Below are 17,168 nucleotides of genomic sequence, written 5' to 3' on the forward strand. Positions count from 1 at the left end.
CGGCCCGCTGAAAACGCGGTGGGCCGAGCTGTGCTATCAAAAAATGAAAATCTACCGCATCGTTTAACTTTTTGTAAATAATTGAAATTGTTAATTTTTTAAAAATATCACAATCAAAACTTGGACAAATATAAGTATTTGTGCAAGTTTTAATTATACGATAACGTTAGGTGCTTCACCGCGAGGGTGAAACTCATGGGCACAACGCCAACCGCCATTCATCGCTTTGTTGATTATTACGCCGGGCTGGACAAGCAGTCGCCCTCGGCGCTGGCCGGGCTTTACGCCTCCGATGCCATACTCATCGATCCGTTTGGCGAGCATCGCGGGTTGCCTGAGATCCAGCGCTACTTCGCCCACCTGCTGGCCAGCGTGGTGTACTGCCGTTTTGCTATCGATCCCCCGCTATATGATGAGGCGCGTTTTGCCGTCGGTTGGACAATGCACTGGTCTCACCCGAAGGTCTCCGGTGGAAAAGGGCTGTCCTTGCCTGGCTGTTCGGTGGTTGATCTCAAGAACGACCTGATTATTCGCCAGCGCGACTACTACGATGCCGGAGAAATGCTGTACGAACATCTGCCCCTGCTGGGTTGGGCGGTTCGCAGCGTGAAAAGAAGGGTGCGCCCATGATGACTGTCCTTATTACGGGCGCAAGCTCCGGCATCGGCGCCGGGCTGGCAAAATCCTGGGCCGATGAGGGCCATCGCGTCATTGCCTGCGGCAGAGATGCGGCGCGGCTGGCAACCTTGCAGCAGCACAGTTCAAACATCGCGGTACGCCAGTTCGATATGACCGACCGGGATGCCAGCCGCGAAGCGCTGGCCGACTGCCGGGCGGATCTGGTTATCCTTTGCGCGGGAACCTGTGAGTATCTGGATCACGGCCAGGTGGATGCCGCGCTGGTTGAGCGGTTGATGGCGACCAATTTTCTTGGGCCGGTCAACTGCCTGGCCGCGCTTCAACCTCGGCTTGTTGCCGGCAACCGCGTCGTGCTGGTCAGTTCGATGGCCCACTGGTTGCCATTTCCACGGGCAGAAGCCTATGGCGCTTCGAAAGCCGCGCTGACCTGGTTTGCCAATAGCCTGCGCCTGGACTGGGAGCCGAAAGGGATTGCCGTCACGGTGGTTTCACCGGGCTTTGTGGACACACCGTTAACTCAAAAAAACGATTTTTCCATGCCTGGCCGGGTAAGCGTTGATGCTGCGGTGAGGGCGATTCGCCGTGGCCTGGCTAAAGGCCGCGATGACATTGCTTTCCCGACGGGATTCGGCCTGGTGATGCGCCTGCTGGCGGGGTTACCCGTAGGTCTACAGCGCCTCTTTTTGCGCAGGATGGTTCGCGCATGAACATCGCTATTATCGGCGGCGGTATCGCCGGGCTGACCTGCGCCTGGCGGCTCGCCGGACATCATCAGGTCACCCTCTTTGAGGCGGGTTCCAGCGTGGGAGGCCACACTGCCACCGTGGATGTTGCTACGCCGCAGGGAACCTATGCCATAGACACCGGGTTTATTGTCTATAACGACAGGACTTATCCGCGGTTTATGGGCCTGCTGAGCGAGCTTGGCATCCGTGGGCAAAAAACGCAGATGAGTTTTTCGGTGCATAACCCGCAAAACGGGCTGGAATATAACGGCCACACATTTAGCTCGCTGTTCGCCCAGCGTCGCAACCTTTTTAACCCGTCATTTTGGGGACTGTTAAAAGAGATTGTCCGTTTTAACCGGCAGGCAAAAGCCGCGCTGGCGGGAGAGATTGATGCCCTGGCGACGTTGCAGGATTTCCTTGCTCAGCAGCAGTTCAGCGCCTTTTTTGCACGTCACTACATTTTGCCCATGGGGGCTGCTATCTGGTCCTCGTCGCTGGAAGAGATGCGCCGTTTTCCTCTGGCGCTGTTTCTGCGCTTCTTTGAGCACCATGGCCTGCTGGATATTACTCAGCGTCCCCAGTGGTACGTGGTACCCGGTGGTTCTCGGGAATACATCCGGGCGATGCTGGCACAGCTGGGTGAAAGGCTGACCGTGCATCTCAACTCGCCGGTGCAGTGCGTTGTCCGTCATCATGACGGCGTTAACATCCAACTGGAACACGCAAGCCAGGCGTTCGATCAGGTGATTTTTGCCTGCCACTCGGCTCAGGCGCTGGCGATGATTGAGCACCCCACTCAGGCCGAGCACGAAGTGTTGGGCGATATTGGCTGGCAGCGTAACGAGGTGGTGTTACACAGCGATCGCCGCTGGCTGCCGGTGCGCGAACGCGCCTGGGCAAGCTGGAACTATCGCTTGAGTTCGCAGGAGCGGGCCAGCGCCTGCGTCACTTACAACATGAACATTCTGCAAGGGTTGCCGAAAGAAGCGCCGCTGTTTTGCGTGACGCTTAACCCGGAAACGCCCATCGATTCCCGCTTCGTCTGGCAGCGGTTTGTTTATGAGCACCCGCTCTTTAACCCTCAAAGCTGGCGTGCGCAGGCGCGTCGCGGCGAGATTAACGGCCACCAGCGAAGCTGGTTCTGTGGTGCCTACTGGTACAACGGTTTTCATGAAGATGGCGTGCACAGTGCGCTGGATGTGGTGCAAGGCATTGCGGCCGGAGGAGGGCAATAAGATGAACAGTTGCCTTTATGAGGGGATCTTGCGCCACCGCCGCCTTCAGCCTAAAACGCACCACTTTACCTATCGTGTGTTCATGGCCTGGCTTGATTTAGACGAGCTTGATGCGCTGCCGGGGATTGGCATTCGCCGTAACTGCTTCGCCGCTGCCGCTTTCCACGATGCGGATTACCCGCTGGGTACGCCGCTCAAAGAGAAAGTCCTTGCGCGGGTGAAAGACCTGACAGGGGAGCAGCCTGCAGGGCGAGTTATACTTCTGACCCAGCTGCGCTACTACGGCTTCCACTTTAACCCGGTCAACTTTTACTACTGTTATGCCGGCGACAACAGCCTGCGCTGGGTGCTTGCCGAGGTGCGTAATACTCCCTGGAACGAGCGCCATTACTATGCCGTGGATGGACAGACGTCACGTCCGATTGAAAAAGCCTTCCACGTTTCGCCGTTTAACCCGATGGACATGGTGTACCACTGGCGTTTTAACCCCCCCGGCAAAACGCTGCACATGCATATTGAAAATCATCAGGCCTCGAAAGTGTTTGATGCCACGCTGTTGCTGCGCCGTCAGGCCCTGACGCGCAAAAATCTGACGTCCATGCTGCTGCGTTTCCCGGCGATGACGTTAAAAACTGCGGTCGCCATTTACTGGCAGGCGCTGCGGCTGTGGCTCAAACGTGTGCCTGTTTACAATCATCCGGCCAGCAGGAGTGAACGTTCATGACCAGTCCCGCCTTTGCGCTTGAACCTGATGTGCCGCGCAGCGTCCGCATCGCACGCTGGCTGTTGTTTCGCTTGTTGAGCGGTATAGAGCAAGGGTCTGTCACCGTGCGTGAAGGATCGCAGACCTTCCATTTTGGTGATGCAGCCGCCTCACTTAGCGCCGGGGTGCAGGTTATCTCCCCGAGAGTTTACTGGCGAGTGCTCACCGGCGGGAGCCTGGCAGCCGCCGAAGCCTGGATGGACGGTGACTGGGAGAGCGAAGAGTTAACCCCGTTACTGCAAATTCTGGCGCTAAACGGGCGTGTTTTAGGGCGGCTGGAAAACGGTTTCCGCCTGCTGGGTAAACCCGTGGAGCGTTTTCGCCACTGGACGCGGCGTAATCGCCGGGAGCAGGCGCGGGAAAACATCGCCGCACATTATGATTTGGGCAATACCTTTTATTCGCTATTTCTCGATCAAGAACTGCTCTACTCCAGCGCGCTGTTTGCCTCTGAGGAGCAGGATCTGGTTCAAGCCCAGCGTGCAAAAATGGCGCGCCTGTGTGAACAGCTGACGTTAAAGGCAAGCGATCATCTGCTGGAGATTGGCACCGGCTGGGGGGCGATGGCGGAGTACGCCGCGTCTCACTATGGCTGCCGGGTTACCACCACCACGCTGTCCCAGGAGCAATACGACTGGGCGAAGGCACGCATCGCTCGTGCGGGACTGCAGGACAGAGTCGAAGTGCTGCTTTGCGATTATCGGGATTTGACCGGGCAATATGACAAGCTGGTTTCGATAGAGATGATCGAGGCAGTAGGGCAGCGCTATCTGCCCGCGTTCTTCCGCACCTGCCAGGCACGCCTGCGCCCGGGAGGAAAAATGGCGATTCAGGCCATCACCATTCAGGACCAGCGCTACCGGGACTACAGCAAAAGCGTCGACTTTATCCAGCGCTACATATTTCCCGGCGGTTTCTTACCCAGCGTTACGGTGATGAGCGACCTGATGACCCGCCACACCGACTTTGTGGTGCGTAACTTGTTTGATATGGGCCCCGATTATGCCCGCACGCTGGCGCACTGGCGGCAGCGTTTTATTCATGCCTGGCAGGAGATTGAGGCGCTGGGGTTTGACGCCCGCTTCCGCCGGATGTGGCTTTATTACTTCGGCTACTGTGAGGCCGGATTCAACGCCCGCACCATCAGCGTGGTGCAGCTGACCGCAGAGCGGGTATGAAACGCTATCTGCAAGTTTGTCTGCTGCTGTGTCTGAGCGCGCTTTCGTCAGCGGCCCACGCTGCCGACTGGCTTAGCTGGCGTAAAGTGGGAGACGCGACCCTGACCTGGGGGCCGTTTACCGTCTATACCTCTCAGCTGCGCACGCCGGATGGGCGCTATCAGGGGCTGAAGCAAGATCAGGCGTTGATCATTACCTATAAGCGCGATATCGACCGCCAGGCGCTGGTGGATGCCACCCGCGAGCAGTGGCAGGCGCAGGGTATCCTGGCGAGCGAACCGCGAAGTGAGGCCTGGCTGCGGATGCTGCAAACGCTTTGGCCGGATGTCACCACAGATGCGCAGCTGGCTTTTGTCCTGACTGACGGGCAGGGCCAGTTCTGGTATCGCGCCTCTGCGGCGCAAAAAAGCTTTACGCCACTAGGGCCGCGCCAGACTGCTGATTTCAGTACGCGCTTTCTGGCCATCTGGCTGGGACCCCGAACGCAATACCCTGAGCTGCGCCAGCAGCTGACCGGAGGTGAAAAATGAAACGCATACTGTTACTCACTCTGGGGATGCTGATGCTGTTGGCTGGCTGTAGCACCGAGATTACTGATTATCGTCACCAGCAGCCTACGCTAGACATCTTCCATTATTTCCAGGGCAAAACTGAGGCGTGGGGCATGGTGCAGGATCGCAGCGGGAAACAGCTGCGCCGCTTTCACGTTGAGGTCGACGGCAATGTTGTGGGGGACACCCTGACGCTGAATGAACATTTCCTCTATGACGATGGGGAACAGCAGCAGCGGGTGTGGCGCATCCGCCGCGTCAGCGCGGAACGCTTCGAGGGTACGGCCGGGGATATCGACGGCGTGGCGACGGGCCAGGCCGCAGGCAACGCTTTTAACTGGCGCTACAGCATGAATGTTAAAGCCAACGGCAGCACCTGGCTGCTGCACTTTGACGACTGGATGTACCTCCAGGACGACAAACATATCTTCAATAAAACCGAGATGAAAAAATTCGGGGTTACCGTAGGCACAGTCACGCTGTTCTTCACCCGAAAAATTTAGTCAGAGAGGATAAAGCGATGAGCACCAAACCTGTGATTGGGATCAGCGGCTGTTTAACCGGTTCTGCCGTGCGATTTGATGGCGGGCACAAGCGAATGGCCTTTGTCATGGAGGAACTGGCGCAGAGCGTGACCTTCAAACCGGTCTGCCCGGAAATGGCGATTGGTCTGCCTGTTCCCCGGCCCGCTCTGCGCCTGGTGAAACTGGGCGAAGGGGAGATCAGAATGCGTTTTAGCCAGGCGCCGCATGACGACGTCACGGAGAAAATGGCTGATTTCGCCACAAACTACGTCTCGGGTCTGGATGGGCTGGCTGGATTTATCGTTTGTGCTAAATCGCCGAGCTGCGGGATGGAACGTGTCAGGCTGTACGACGTGAAGGGCAACCCTGGCCGCAAGGAGGGCGTGGGGACGTTCACCCAGGCGTTGCTGGAGACATTCCCCTGGCTGCCGGTGGAAGAAGATGGTCGCCTGCACGATCCGATGCTGAGGGAAAACTTTGTGGAGCGCGTTTTCGCGCTGCATGAACTGAACACGCTGCGGGCTAACGGCCTGAGCCGCCGCGCGTTACTCGATTTCCATAGTCGGTACAAACTTCAACTGCTGGCGCACCATCAGGCGGGCTACCGCGAGATTGGCCCTTTCGTCGCCTCGATGCATGAGTGGGACGAGCTCGACAGCTTCTTTGTGGCCTACCGTGAGAAGCTGATGGCAATCCTTAAAACGCCCGCCTCGCGGAAGAATCACACCAATGTGTTGATGCATATTCAGGGGTATTTTCGTCCCAGGCTGAATACTCGCCAGCGCGGTGAGCTGCGGGATGTGATCCTGCATTATCGCGACGGGTTGTTGCCGATCCTGGCGCCTCTGACGTTGCTGAAACATTATCTGGCGGAGTACCCGGATCGCTATCTGCTGACGCAGAATTACTTTAATCCTTATCCGGATTATTTAGCGCTGCGGCTCGGCGTAAATTAACCGACCAAATGAAGGAGGCCGAACCTGCATTCGGTCTCCGGTCTAACGCTTCGGCTGCAACTCATAAATCCACGCGGTGACGGTGCGGCCATCAGGCGTGGTGACCTCGACTTCTACCCGGTCGTATCCGTCTTCAAATTCATCCAGCATCGGCCAGTGCTCGCTCAGGTTTTGGGATAAAAACAGATAGCCGTGAACCTCCGGGCCATTTTTATCCAGCACGATGCCGGGGAAGTCGGCGGCAGCGCCCCAGCCGCGTTGGTAGAAAGTGCCGCGCACATAGCCCGGCAGCCACTCGCCGCCGATGTTTTCCATAATGTGGACGTTAACGTGCCCGGGACGAAGCGTGCCGTAAACAAACAGTGATTCCATTTTTCCTCAACGCGTAAAGCCGCTAAATCAGGACCAGAGCAGGGGATTCAACATACGGCGTATTGCGGCGGCTGGCAACGGGAAAGCAGGGGGATTAATTCAAGGGATGCATGCTGATGAAAATCGTCGGCATCCTGGTACTGTTCAGAGGCTGTGTCGTGATAGTTACTCCGTTTATTTAAACCCTGGCCAAGAACATAAACATCACCCGTTGCTGGAGATACAGCTTCCGGTAACATGAACTGACCCCGGAACTGCTGGCAACAATGGATCAATCCTCGTTTACGGCGGAACTGCTGGCCGGAATGAATGATGAAACGCGAATGCTCATCTCTGACCAGCAGGAATATTGTCGCCAGTATCCTGTTAATACCATATATCGTAGCAACCTTATCAGAGAGTGCGGAACAGTTCGGGCTGCCTACAACGGAAAACAGATCAAAATTTCAGGCGGCAGAAAGGTTAAGGTTAGAAGGTGATGAAATTGAAAAAAATTGAATTAACGGGAGTTGCTGATGTGGATCATAAATCGTATATAGCGATTGCTTAGGCTTAATCCTTATATGATTATTTCTCACCCCCAAGAATTTAGCCTGGGCAATATTCTAATTCGATGTATCTTTTGGGACTTGTAAAGGGATAGTAATTACAATTAGTTGTTAGATTTATGATGATTAGGGAGATTGTCATGTCAAAATATCACGAGCCTATGTTGCTACACCCCTCTCGATTATTTTCATCTGTCGGGACCTGCGGTACCAATGCTTCTGAAGATGTAAAAAATATCCAGAAAATGATGCTGGATGCTGGTTATCAGCAAGCTACAGGGAGACATCTACGTATAAATGGGCAGTGTGGTCAGCAAACCATAGAGGCTATTCGTTGGTATCAGCGTTTGCTGAACATGCATCCGTCTGGATTAGTTCATCCAGTGGACAGTGCATTTATGGTGGCGCTTGAGAATGCTGCTCCGGGCTGGCGACCAAGACACCAGCATGGACCATTAAGGGTAATGGAAGGGCAGATCACTTTTGATGCGGAGGGCGCTGATTATGTTACCGCTGTGGCACCGTTCAGACAGCACCGAACGCCTTACTTTTCGAGGATACTTCACTGGCCGACTGATGTTTCGTCCGGTGTTACTCTGGGGCGCGGCTATGATATGGGAAATCGTTCCACTGGCGAAGTCTTTGCAACATTGCGTGGAGCAGGATTGGAAGAGTATAAGGCAAGGCTTTGTTCCAGAGCTGCCGGGCTTAAGGGGAGGCTAGCAGGTGAGTTTGTGAAGGTGTACGGGCCATTAGTGGGAGAAATCACCCATCAGCAGCAAATCAGGCTCTTTGAAATTGCGTACAGAGAAAAGCTCGAATATACAAGGGGCGTCTATAGCCGGGTATCAAGGCGAATACCTGATGCTCCAGCATGGCAAAGTTTTGAACAACGGATAAGAGATGTTTTGGTTGATATATTTTTCCAAGGGGTGGAGAATGCTGAAGCATTATTCAGAGCGGCAATAAAAGGAAAGTCCGCCCTAATTGAACTTATCCGAGCATCATCTATTTATATGTCATATGAAAGCAACAGGAAAAGGTTAAGGTATTTGAAATGAAAGAAAAAATATTTTCATTAATAGTGGTGATGATGTTTTCCTTGCCTTCCTATGCGGGGTTGTCAACCGGAAATGAAAGAGACGCCTGTTTTAAAGAGCATAAGGAAATTGCTGATGCATATAATTGTCTCTATCAAAAACGGGTAGAGAGTGATAATCAGTTAGATGTTTTGATATCTGAAATCAGTAAAAAAATTATATCCAACTATGATTATCCCACAGAGAAACCTGATAGTTCTGATGAAACTGTTGGCTCCGTATATAATAAATATTTTTTAGATTCTCAGAAAGCCTGGATGACTTACAAGAAAAATCTTTGTCTCGGTGTGGCAAGTTCAATCGGGGAGGCGGCGCGTGATTATCAATCATATAAAGATCAGTGTGAGATAAACCTGAACAAGCTTCATATAGAAGAACTTCATATCATGGATTTACCTCCTGCCAAGTAAACATACAGGGGAGCATATTCGGGGTCAGGGTCACTACACTGAAAGAGCGTGTTTTATCACGCCTGGCCTTTAGCTCTTTAACCTCTGCCTGTTTCTTTGCATTAGGTCAATGCCCTGAGCAAAGAGTCTTTTAGCTTCATCACGGCGCTGCCTTGCATCAGCAAGTGAAACAGCAGGGTAGACACCTATAGAGAAGATTTTTTGCTTCCCGTCGAAGCGGTAAGCATTTGCCAGTATTTGGAACCTTTAGGGCTAACGCGAAGGAACATACCAAAGCCATCGGTCAGCTTGTATTACTTATCAAGGGGTTTGGCGTTTTTTACTTTAGTATCAGGAAGTGGCATAACGGCATACCCCGCTTGTTGGTAAAAACGCAATCGAACTACCATTACCTACATATTTACCAGCTAATAGGTATGGCTTCGGGTGGTTTTTAGTGAACGAGGGTGAACCTGAAGAAGGGGATAACCAACTGATAGAAATGCAGAAAGCAGACGTCAGTGAACGTCTGCTCCCTTAAATATGGCTCCTCTGACTGGACTCGAACCAGTGACATACGGATTAACAGTCCGCCGTTCTACCGACTGAACTACAGAGGAATCGTGTGAACGGGGCGAATATTAGCGTCGGCCATAAAACCTGTCAACAGTAAAAGTAACGCATTAATTCATATGGTTAAATTTACGCCTCGTTGCTGATTTAATGCACCGTATTTCCGGCAGTGCCGGGGGAGTTTTCACGCTCAACCAGGCGCTGGAGCGGATCCTGCCCATAGAACTGGCAAAAACGCTGGTAAAGCGAGGCGAAACGCGGCGTGAACAGCTGTGGCGCGCTGAAGAAATATTCGGAAAGCACGGCAAAACATTCAGCTGGATCGGTGGCGGCATAGGCGTCGATGCTGGCGGCATTTTCGCCCACCATGTCGATTTCATCCTGAATGCTGTCCATCGCGGCGTGGAGGTCGTGTTCCCAACCGGCCACATCCCGCAAAGCAATTAACGGTACGCCGCTGGCGCGGTCGCCGTTGCGGCTGTCCAGCTTGTGGGCAACTTCGTGAATAATCAGGTTAAAGCCGGAGGCATCGAAGGAGTCCTGCACGTCCAGCCAGTTAAGCACGATAGGGCCCTGCTGCCAGCTTTGCCCGGACTGCACCACCCGCTGGCTATGCACCAGGCCGAAGTCGTCCTGCCATTCGTCATCCACAATAAACGGCGCAGGGTAGAGCAAGATTTCGTGGAAACCGTCCAGCCATTCAATGCCCAGTTCCAGCACCGGCAGGCAGAACAGAAGTGCAATACGTGTGCACTTCAAATCATCCAGCTCAAAACCCTGCAGCGGAACCAGCCGTTTTTGCTGTAAAAAACGGTCCGCAAGGCCAATTAATTTCTGCTGCTCGGTTTCACTGAGTGATGCCAGCACGGGAATGGCTAACGCTTGCTCCCACGGTAACGCGGGGGCGGCGCTTGAATCGGTTGCTTTCCAGGGCCACTTAATCATGTTACTTGCTCGCAAAGTCATCGTTTGAACTGAAACGAAAGAACCCAGACTGTTAAAATGCCGCATAACCTGGCATGATGGCAACCACCAGAACGGAGAGATGCCGGAGCGGCTGAACGGACCGGTCTCGAAAACCGGAGTAGGGGTAACTCTACCGGGGGTTCAAATCCCCCTCTCTCCGCCAATTATTCAAGCACTTATCGCATTTCATTTCAGTGACCAATCTCTCGCTCCCGCAATACAGGTAACCTTATGTGTGACAGTAACGCCTGGCATCGGCTGCGATTTCCCTGTTGTTGAAATACCGCCGCGCATTAAGTTCTATACTCTCCCGAGGATTTTGTACAACGGGAAAAAAATATGCTTAATACTTACGTTATCCTTGCCATCTCTATATGTGCAGAAACGCTGGCGACCACCATGATGAAAGCCTCTGACGGGTTCAGCCGTCTGGTTCCCAGCGTGGTGGTGGTTGTGGGCTACGCAATTTCATTCTATGGCCTCTCCCAAGTGGTGAAGACCATGAATATTGGTATCGCCTATGCGATCTGGGCGGGGATGGGAATATTCCTGGTTTCGGTGATGTCATTTCTGTTTTATAAACAAAAACTCGATCTTCCGGCTATCGCAGGCATGTTGTTTATTGCCGTGGGCATCATGATTATTCAGCTTTTCTCAAAGTCTGTTACCCACTGACCGCCGTTAATAACGGCTATTCCCCGGCCTTACTGTTGTCGCGCCACTTGAAGGTGACGCGCTGATACCATGGCTCGGGGACAGGGTGAACAATGCTGCGTAGTGCTCTGGCGTAATCCATCACCAGCCCTGGAGTCCAGGCCATAGAAGTGGCACGTTTACGCACCTGGGCGGCTATCCAGAGCTCGGGCATCGCGAGCGTTCTGAGTATGGACAACCAGCTTCGCGTATGTTTTGAAAGCACGCCATCCAGCGACGCTTCAAGAGCGTAAGCTACGCTGCTCGAGCAATTACGGTAGGTGAGGTTGTAAGTTTTTGTCAGCTTGTAGGCACTCCAGAAACGCTGTAAGGCTTTGCCATTGTAATGATGGAAATAGATCTTGCGATCTGACTGGCACCACTCTGCGGATTCAGTGGCATAGTCAGGCTGATACGTTCCCGGCACATCATTATCGCGTGTGGCCTTAAGCGTATTCAAAAACTCGGCTGGCGACCTATCAATGTCTTCTGCAGGATAAAGGCTGATGTAAAGATCAGGTGGGACTTCAAGCGCGGCGTGGCCCGTTGATATAACACCTTCGGAGTCTACTGCGGCGATATAGCGATTGATGACCGGCCGTGGAATTGTTGACGCGCTGGCTGTACCTTCCGGGGTCCAGATATGTACGGTTAGCGGTTCACGAAAATCAACGTTCGCGGGTTCGGCGAGGTTAGGCTTGATATTCGTGCCTTTTTTCACTTCAACACCTATTCCTGCAGGCACTAAAAGGTCGAAGACCGAGATACCTTCTCGCAGCCTTGCAACGCGAAGTGCAAGACGTACGGTATGGATCCCGCTGAAAATCATCAGTGTTCCCAGGAAGAACGATACCGTAGCTTTATAATGCGTAGGCCAGGGGCTGAACATAAAAAAGGCGAACATAATTTGAGCTAAACCGGTGATCAGGGTGCCCTTCCAGTGGGGGAAACGTACAATCCACGCCGAGAAAATAACGAACAGGCCAATGACGAAATAAGCAAAACCAAACACGATGGCCAGCAGCAAATTGCTGTAGGGCTGGTTGGATAAGATAAGCAGCGAGACGAAACAAAAAATCCCCCCCTTAAAGTAAAGCACGGCTTTTTGCGCTCCGACTCCGCCGGAAGCGATGCTCAGCGTTACCAGACTTTCCAGCAGCAAAAGCAGGCCAAAAAAGCGCAACGGGAAATAGGTCACGCCGTCCAGACCGTCCAGGAAAATAGCCAGTCCGAGCAGGCTCCAAAGACTCCCCAGCAGGATCAGATATTTAACCCTTGAGCGCATAAAGTCGACGCCGAACAGTAACAACGCAATCTGAATCACAAGTTTGTCTCTCCTTAAAAAGTGCTCACGTCCGTGTTTAGATAGCCAGATCGTAATGGCTGACCTGCCAGTTTCCGACAATAATGCTTGTCCCGCCGTTGGACATAGCAACGCCGCCGCTGTCAACCAGCGTGAGCCATTCATCCTCATTCACCTTGATACGAAATATCAGGGGTTTGCTTTTGTTCGGAACAGGGGAGAGCCAATGCTGCCGAAGTTTTTCCCGATCTGAGGGATGTACCTGCGCCAGGACTCGCTCGATGGTGTCGAACGCTTGGGGCGAAGTTGAACCCAGGAGTGAAGAGAGATCGTTTTCCCAGTTGAAAATACCGGTTTCAGGCTCCAGTCGATAAAGTATGCCATTACCCGCCAGTCGGCCAGTGTCCGGATTGAAACGCGTCGTAGAGCGGCTTAACACTCGCACAAAGACGACCAGTAAGGCGGTCGCAGAGAGATAGCTCAGCGCCAGCAGCAGGGATTCGGTGAAGCTAAGGCCGTGGAGAAAGAAGGGCCCCTGATGCTGGTCGGTAAAGTGGATAACAATCGCCCCCAGTGTCAGCAGGCCAATCGAGCCTCCACGATTCCCCCAGACCAGGGAAAGCATTAGCGTCAGCACAATCGGTAAGCAAGAAAGGGCAAAATAGAGCGCGGCGGCTTCGGTTCTGAGCCAGGTCCCGCTGTAGTCGAAAATAAACACCGTTGCGGCACAAATCAGCAGTAACAGCGCCAGACCTGTCAGACGGGAAGACCAGGTAAGAGCGGCCTGGAGGCCACGCTTATTCACGAAGCCCATGACGACGGTCGTTGCGAAGAAAATCCCGGTCACGTCGGCAACGAATCCATTCCAGATGGTCTTTGTTATCGGCTGGTCGGTGAAATACGCGTAGCCTCCGCCGACGATTAGCGCATCGAACAGGCTGACAATAAAGGTGGCGCAGATCCACAGCAGGATGACGTGCAGGTCGTCATTGGGCCGAGAGAAACGGCGTACCAGCCACGCAATAAGCACGTTGGCAGGCATCGCCAGCAGCGAATAACCCAGCGTGGTTAAAAAAAGAGGCAGGCTGTGCCAGGCTTCGTCCTGCAGGATGCTTGCTACCGCGAAGATAAGGATAAGAGCAGGGTAGTCACGCCAGCGGGCAGACAATAAAGCCGCTACGGCAACGCCCGATGGGAACCAGACAATCGCTATTGCGGAGTTCGGGTCGTCAAATTTTAGCGAGATAAGCCCGGACAGATAATAGACCAGCCCCCACAAAAGCAGGATAGCGGTTTGCTGCAGCCAGGAAGGGAAATACGTTTTCATTTCTCGTCCATTTTTGATTCAGGAATGCGCGCAGCATTCCGCTGTCGGGCGTTATTTTACGTAAAGGCTAACAACCCTTGGCTGAAAACACAAAATAGGGCCATTTACTAGACTTCAGACTGCATGCCGCGCATCGACTTTCTCTGCTGAGAAAATAGCCCTGACGTTAGCCGCTGAAGGTTGTATTTGCCCTTCATGTTGATGATTGTCTTCTATATCTTGCTCGTGGGTCTGCCCATGCGATCCGGTTTCTGCCACGATGCTTTGCTTATAAAGATCGGGGCGTTCTTCGGCTCCCGGGCATACGCAGTGGGAAGCGGGAGAGGGGATCAAAGCGGTACGCAGAGATTCCCGAAGTTCGCGTTGCACCCATTTCATGGCCTGATTTGGCATCGCTGAGACGGACATTTTCCCTGCCAAAATACAGGGCTTCACGTTCCAGACCATCAATAAAATATCCTTGCGGGTCCCTGCATCGGTCGAATGATAAATTTTCGCGGATGTCAGGTGCGAGCTGGCCTGATCTTCCCAGCTATAAACCAGCAGGGCAGCAGTATCACTTCGGTCATTCAGCGGCTTTACCGTGGGTTTAAAAATGCCGATGACAATCAGTGCGGCCAGCATACTAAGCAGTAAGCCACTGCACAATAACAGCAGGCGTTGGCTGTTTTTATTAAGTAAAAATAAGCGTGTTTTGAACCCGGACATCCCAACCAACTCCAGGGCTGAATCGGTCGTTTCCAACAAGAAAATGCCCCTCATCCAACCCGAATTTAATAAGCGAAACAGCAAAACCTTTATGTAAAAATTAGATTAATTTACTGTGAATAAAATGCTCTGAAAGCAGAGGGTTATTACTATTAATCCTCCACGATCATCCTCCTTAAGAGTAAATAATGGCTCAACGATAAGGAATAAACCCAGAATTATACTGGTTATTTGCCGCTGCCCTTTACTTTCCTGGAGTTAATGATTTAAATGGTGATGTATTTAAGTGGGATGTTCTGTTGGTTTGCTGTTGATTGGCATAAATTATCTGTTTTTCCCTGCAGACGCTACGCAGCGATCAAGCGCTCATCCACTGGCGCAGGTTTTCCAGCATCGCCATGCACTTTTGCAGCTGCTCTTCGGCAACAAACTCATCGGGCTTGTGCCCCTGGTCCATGCTACCGGGGCCACAAATCAGCGTGGCAATCCCGGCTTCGTCAAAAAGTCCGCCTTCGGTGCCAAATGCCACGGTGCTGAACTCAGCGCTGTCGCACCACTGCGCCAGCCATCGGGCAAATTCTGACTGGGCATCCGTCAGCAGGCCGGGGTAGTGGCTCAAGGGAGTAAACCGGATGGCGCTTGCCGGGGAGATGTTTTGCATGGCGGGCACCATTTTTTGCTGCGCATAGCCCTGAATGTCGGCGATCGCCGCCGTGACTTCGACGCCCGGCAGGTAGCGGATCTCAAAATCAAACTGGCATTCCTGCGGCACAATGTTCAGCGCGCTGCCGCCGTGAATGGTGCCAACCTGGAGCGTACTGAACGGGGGATCAAAGCGGGCATCCGTCTTTTGGGTCAGCGCCTCACGAACTTCTCCCAGTTTGCCGATAAGCCGGGCGGCATATTCAATGGCGTTCACCCCTTCTGGCGCATAGGCAGAATGGCAGGCTAGGCCGTGCACCTCACAGCGGATGGCAATTTTCCCTTTGTGCCCGTAAACCGGGCGCATTTCGGTTGGCTCTCCAACAATACACAGCGCGGGTTTCTCTTTGGAGGCACGGAGGTGCTCCACCAGGCTGCGCACGCCAAGGCAACCGACCTCTTCGTCGTAGGAGAAGGCGAGGTGCAGGGGTATTTTCAGCGGCTGTGAAAGAAACGCCGGGACGGAGGCCAGCACGCAGGCGATGAAGCCCTTCATGTCCGCTGCCCCGCGCCCATAATAGCGGCCATCCCGGTAAGTCATGTCGAAAGGAGGGACGCTCCACTGTTGCCCGTCCACAGGCACCACGTCGGTATGGCCGGAGAGCATCACGCCACCGCCGCCTGCCGGGCCAAACACCGCATAAAGATTGGCTTTACGCCCGTCTTCACTGTGAAACAGCTCCGCACTGATGCCCCATTCGGCAAGGTAATCGCGAATATCCTCGATCAGCGCCAGGTTCGACTCGCGGCTGGTGGTATCTCGCGCCAGTAACTTCTGCAATAAAGGAATCAGTTGGCTATTCATCGCCTGGCACACCATAACTGGGGGCTTCTCGCGGATCGAGTGCACGGATCAGGTAATCCTGCATTTGTGGTTTATAGGCCAGCCAGAGCGAATGCAGCGCGGCAATCGGGTTATCGTCAGCCCAGTCCACGCGCAGGTCGACTACCGGCCAGACGACGGTGTCCACTACCTTTAATGCAGCCGAGTGTACCGGCCCGGCTTCACCCCCTTTTTCCAGCGCCGCTTCAAGGGCGGTCATTAGCCTGTCAGCCAACGGGCCGGGGCATTGTTCGAAGCGTTCGATCATGGCGTTAATTACTGACTTATCGGCCAGCATATTGCCCGCCGCCACGCAGTTGTCCCCTTCCACGGCGTGGTAAATGCCCAGCGAATTAATGCCGCTGTGGCAGGCGGTTTTGCCGTTGCTGTCGATGACCGTCACCTGCCGGTAGTCGCCGTGCAGATGTTCACTGGCGACCAGCTTTAGCGCCTCCTGCGGCGTGGCACCTTCGCCCAGCTTCGACAGCACCATCGGGCCCAGCGCGGGCAGGGTAATATTCTGGCTCGACACCGCGCCGACGCCCGGCACCAGCCACGGGCAGCGAGCGCCGACCGCGATGCTGGACGAGCTAATGGCGATGCCAAGCTGGCCGGTGTCCCGGCAGCGTGCGGCGATGGAAAAGGTCATTTTTCCCCCTGAGTATCGCCCGGGATCACCGCGATAACATCGATTTCCATTAGCCACTGCGGCTGGCCGAGGGCGGAAACCACCAGCCCGGTGGAGATCGGGAAGACGCCTCTCAGCCATTTGCCGACTTCCTGATACACCGGCTCGCGGTAGCGCGGGTCGATAATGTAAGTTGTGGTTTTCACTATGTGGGAGAGATCGCTCCCGGCTTCCTCCAGCAGTTGCTTAACGTTTTTCATGGCCTGCTCAGCCTGCGCCTGCGGGTCGCCCAGCCCAATCAAATTCCCTTCAAAATCCGTCCCGACCTGGCCGCGCACATACACGGTGTTCCCGGCGCGTACCGCCTGGCAGAGATCGTTGTTCAGCGACTGATTAGGGTAAGTCTCTTTGGTGTTAAACATGCGAATACGGGTATGCGTGGGCATCGGTTAATTCCTTGTT

Annotated in this window: 19 protein-coding genes, 2 tRNA genes and 1 pseudogene; 12 read left to right on the forward strand and 10 right to left on the reverse strand. The window is 53.8% G+C overall.

Features of this window, described 5'->3' with window-relative positions:
- Nucleotides 1-195: 195 nt before the first annotated feature.
- Genes A936_RS11715 through A936_RS11750 form a run of 8 tightly spaced genes read left to right on the forward strand, consistent with a single transcriptional unit; the run spans nucleotide 196 to nucleotide 6,574 of the window.
- Nucleotides 196-630: a nuclear transport factor 2 family protein gene (locus tag A936_RS11715; RefSeq protein ID WP_008458025.1), complete on the forward strand. Its 435-nt coding sequence runs from the start codon at nucleotides 196-198 to the stop codon at nucleotides 628-630.
- Nucleotides 627-1,346 carry an SDR family NAD(P)-dependent oxidoreductase gene (locus A936_RS11720; RefSeq protein ID WP_008458027.1) on the forward strand — a complete coding sequence of 240 codons (720 nt, stop codon included), beginning with the start codon at nucleotides 627-629 and terminating at the stop codon, nucleotides 1,344-1,346. The genes A936_RS11715 and A936_RS11720 overlap by 4 nt, the downstream gene beginning before the upstream one ends.
- On the forward strand, nucleotides 1,343-2,602 hold the full coding sequence (locus A936_RS11725; protein ID WP_008458030.1) for an NAD(P)/FAD-dependent oxidoreductase: 1,260 nt from the start codon (nucleotides 1,343-1,345) through the stop codon (nucleotides 2,600-2,602). Before A936_RS11720 ends, A936_RS11725 begins: the two co-directional genes overlap by 4 nt.
- 1 nt (nucleotide 2,603) lies before the next feature.
- The gene (locus A936_RS11730; RefSeq protein WP_008458034.1) at nucleotides 2,604-3,326 is read left to right on the forward strand and encodes a DUF1365 domain-containing protein; all 723 of its coding nucleotides are present in this window, start codon (nucleotides 2,604-2,606) and stop codon (nucleotides 3,324-3,326) included.
- Nucleotides 3,323-4,543 (forward strand): SAM-dependent methyltransferase, encoded by a 1,221-nt coding sequence (locus tag A936_RS11735; protein WP_008458036.1) that lies wholly within the window; start codon nucleotides 3,323-3,325, stop codon nucleotides 4,541-4,543. Before A936_RS11730 ends, A936_RS11735 begins: the two co-directional genes overlap by 4 nt.
- Nucleotides 4,540-5,073, forward strand: coding sequence for a hypothetical protein (locus A936_RS11740; protein ID WP_008458039.1), 534 nt, complete (start codon nucleotides 4,540-4,542; stop codon nucleotides 5,071-5,073). The genes A936_RS11735 and A936_RS11740 overlap by 4 nt, the downstream gene beginning before the upstream one ends.
- Nucleotides 5,070-5,597 (forward strand): DUF3833 domain-containing protein, encoded by a 528-nt coding sequence (locus A936_RS11745; protein WP_008458041.1) that lies wholly within the window; start codon nucleotides 5,070-5,072, stop codon nucleotides 5,595-5,597. The genes A936_RS11740 and A936_RS11745 overlap by 4 nt, the downstream gene beginning before the upstream one ends.
- Nucleotides 5,598-5,614: 17 nt before the next feature.
- On the forward strand, nucleotides 5,615-6,574 hold the full coding sequence (locus A936_RS11750; RefSeq protein WP_008458042.1) for a YbgA family protein: 960 nt from the start codon (nucleotides 5,615-5,617) through the stop codon (nucleotides 6,572-6,574).
- A gap of 42 nt (nucleotides 6,575-6,616) precedes the next feature.
- Here A936_RS11750 and A936_RS11755 read toward each other — a convergent pair whose 3' ends face one another.
- Nucleotides 6,617-6,946 (reverse strand): gamma-glutamylcyclotransferase family protein, encoded by a 330-nt coding sequence (locus A936_RS11755; RefSeq protein WP_008458045.1) that lies wholly within the window; start codon nucleotides 6,944-6,946, stop codon nucleotides 6,617-6,619.
- A gap of 688 nt (nucleotides 6,947-7,634) precedes the next feature.
- Here A936_RS11755 and A936_RS11765 point away from each other — a divergent pair.
- Together A936_RS11765 and A936_RS11770 are read left to right on the forward strand one after the other, a co-directional pair.
- Nucleotides 7,635-8,555, forward strand: a complete 921-nt coding sequence (locus tag A936_RS11765) for a DUF8812 domain-containing protein (protein ID WP_008458048.1) — start codon at nucleotides 7,635-7,637, stop codon at nucleotides 8,553-8,555.
- Nucleotides 8,552-9,004 (forward strand): lysozyme inhibitor LprI family protein, encoded by a 453-nt coding sequence (locus A936_RS11770; RefSeq protein ID WP_008458050.1) that lies wholly within the window; start codon nucleotides 8,552-8,554, stop codon nucleotides 9,002-9,004. Before A936_RS11765 ends, A936_RS11770 begins: the two co-directional genes overlap by 4 nt.
- 31 nt (nucleotides 9,005-9,035) lie before the next feature.
- On the opposite strand, the pseudogene A936_RS23610 reads toward A936_RS11770, so the two are convergent.
- The 3 genes and pseudogenes from A936_RS23610 to mtfA form a co-directional block, all read right to left on the reverse strand.
- A pseudogene (locus A936_RS23610) lies at nucleotides 9,036-9,291 on the reverse strand (Arm DNA-binding domain-containing protein); the annotation flags it as partial.
- A gap of 236 nt (nucleotides 9,292-9,527) precedes the next feature.
- Nucleotides 9,528-9,603 (reverse strand) — tRNA-Asn (locus A936_RS11775).
- Between the two features lie 100 nt (nucleotides 9,604-9,703).
- Nucleotides 9,704-10,501 carry a DgsA anti-repressor MtfA gene (mtfA, locus tag A936_RS11780; RefSeq protein ID WP_008458051.1) on the reverse strand — a complete coding sequence of 266 codons (798 nt, stop codon included), beginning with the start codon at nucleotides 10,499-10,501 and terminating at the stop codon, nucleotides 9,704-9,706.
- Nucleotides 10,502-10,595: 94 nt separating this feature from the next.
- Between mtfA and A936_RS11785 the strand changes: the two genes are divergently transcribed.
- Nucleotides 10,596-10,685, forward strand: a tRNA-Ser gene (locus A936_RS11785).
- Between the two features lie 176 nt (nucleotides 10,686-10,861).
- Nucleotides 10,862-11,197, forward strand: a complete 336-nt coding sequence (locus A936_RS11790; protein ID WP_008458053.1) for a DMT family transporter — start codon at nucleotides 10,862-10,864, stop codon at nucleotides 11,195-11,197.
- A 16-nt stretch (nucleotides 11,198-11,213) separates the two neighbouring features.
- Here the strand turns inward: A936_RS11790 and A936_RS11795 are convergent, their stop codons facing one another.
- From A936_RS11795 to A936_RS11820, 6 genes are all read right to left on the reverse strand, one after another.
- The gene (locus A936_RS11795; protein ID WP_008458056.1) at nucleotides 11,214-12,539 is read right to left on the reverse strand and encodes an HdeD family acid-resistance protein; all 1,326 of its coding nucleotides are present in this window, start codon (nucleotides 12,537-12,539) and stop codon (nucleotides 11,214-11,216) included.
- 37 nt (nucleotides 12,540-12,576) lie between these two features.
- Nucleotides 12,577-13,845 (reverse strand): MASE1 domain-containing protein, encoded by a 1,269-nt coding sequence (locus A936_RS11800; RefSeq protein ID WP_008458058.1) that lies wholly within the window; start codon nucleotides 13,843-13,845, stop codon nucleotides 12,577-12,579.
- 114 nt (nucleotides 13,846-13,959) lie between these two features.
- Nucleotides 13,960-14,589, reverse strand: a complete 630-nt coding sequence (locus A936_RS11805; protein WP_237717578.1) for a hypothetical protein — start codon at nucleotides 14,587-14,589, stop codon at nucleotides 13,960-13,962.
- A gap of 322 nt (nucleotides 14,590-14,911) precedes the next feature.
- Nucleotides 14,912-16,060, reverse strand: coding sequence for an acetylornithine deacetylase (gene argE / locus A936_RS11810; RefSeq protein ID WP_034808949.1), 1,149 nt, complete (start codon nucleotides 16,058-16,060; stop codon nucleotides 14,912-14,914).
- Nucleotides 16,053-16,727, reverse strand: a complete 675-nt coding sequence (locus tag A936_RS11815) for a DUF1028 domain-containing protein (protein ID WP_008458063.1) — start codon at nucleotides 16,725-16,727, stop codon at nucleotides 16,053-16,055. The genes argE and A936_RS11815 overlap by 8 nt, the downstream gene beginning before the upstream one ends.
- Nucleotides 16,724-17,152: a RidA family protein gene (locus A936_RS11820; protein ID WP_008458066.1), complete on the reverse strand. Its 429-nt coding sequence runs from the start codon at nucleotides 17,150-17,152 to the stop codon at nucleotides 16,724-16,726. The genes A936_RS11815 and A936_RS11820 overlap by 4 nt, the downstream gene beginning before the upstream one ends.
- Between the last annotated feature and the right edge of the window lie 16 nt (nucleotides 17,153-17,168).

Origin of the sequence: Enterobacter sp. Ag1 (genome assembly GCA_000277545.1) — a bacterium.
Taxonomy (GTDB): Bacteria; Pseudomonadota; Gammaproteobacteria; order Enterobacterales; family Enterobacteriaceae; genus Cedecea.

Bases quoted from the DNA above. Each gene is read 5' to 3' on its own strand.
- A936_RS11715 (WP_008458025.1), top strand. From the start codon at position 196: ATGGGCACAACGCCAACCGCCATTCATCGCTTTGTTGATTATTACGCC.
- A936_RS11720 (WP_008458027.1), top strand. From the start codon at position 627: ATGATGACTGTCCTTATTACGGGCGCAAGCTCCGGCATCGGCGCCGGG.
- A936_RS11725 (WP_008458030.1), top strand. From the start codon at position 1,343: ATGAACATCGCTATTATCGGCGGCGGTATCGCCGGGCTGACCTGCGCC.
- A936_RS11730 (WP_008458034.1), top strand. From the start codon at position 2,604: ATGAACAGTTGCCTTTATGAGGGGATCTTGCGCCACCGCCGCCTTCAG.
- A936_RS11735 (WP_008458036.1), top strand. From the start codon at position 3,323: ATGACCAGTCCCGCCTTTGCGCTTGAACCTGATGTGCCGCGCAGCGTC.
- A936_RS11740 (WP_008458039.1), top strand. From the start codon at position 4,540: ATGAAACGCTATCTGCAAGTTTGTCTGCTGCTGTGTCTGAGCGCGCTT.
- A936_RS11745 (WP_008458041.1), top strand. From the start codon at position 5,070: ATGAAACGCATACTGTTACTCACTCTGGGGATGCTGATGCTGTTGGCT.
- A936_RS11750 (WP_008458042.1), top strand. From the start codon at position 5,615: ATGAGCACCAAACCTGTGATTGGGATCAGCGGCTGTTTAACCGGTTCT.
- A936_RS11755 (WP_008458045.1), bottom strand. From the start codon at position 6,946: ATGGAATCACTGTTTGTTTACGGCACGCTTCGTCCCGGGCACGTTAAC.
- A936_RS11765 (WP_008458048.1), top strand. From the start codon at position 7,635: ATGTCAAAATATCACGAGCCTATGTTGCTACACCCCTCTCGATTATTT.
- A936_RS11770 (WP_008458050.1), top strand. From the start codon at position 8,552: ATGAAAGAAAAAATATTTTCATTAATAGTGGTGATGATGTTTTCCTTG.
- mtfA (WP_008458051.1), bottom strand. From the start codon at position 10,501: ATGATTAAGTGGCCCTGGAAAGCAACCGATTCAAGCGCCGCCCCCGCG.
- A936_RS11790 (WP_008458053.1), top strand. From the start codon at position 10,862: ATGCTTAATACTTACGTTATCCTTGCCATCTCTATATGTGCAGAAACG.
- A936_RS11800 (WP_008458058.1), bottom strand. From the start codon at position 13,845: ATGAAAACGTATTTCCCTTCCTGGCTGCAGCAAACCGCTATCCTGCTT.
- argE (WP_034808949.1), bottom strand. From the start codon at position 16,060: ATGAATAGCCAACTGATTCCTTTATTGCAGAAGTTACTGGCGCGAGAT.
- A936_RS11815 (WP_008458063.1), bottom strand. From the start codon at position 16,727: ATGACCTTTTCCATCGCCGCACGCTGCCGGGACACCGGCCAGCTTGGC.
- A936_RS11820 (WP_008458066.1), bottom strand. From the start codon at position 17,152: ATGCCCACGCATACCCGTATTCGCATGTTTAACACCAAAGAGACTTAC.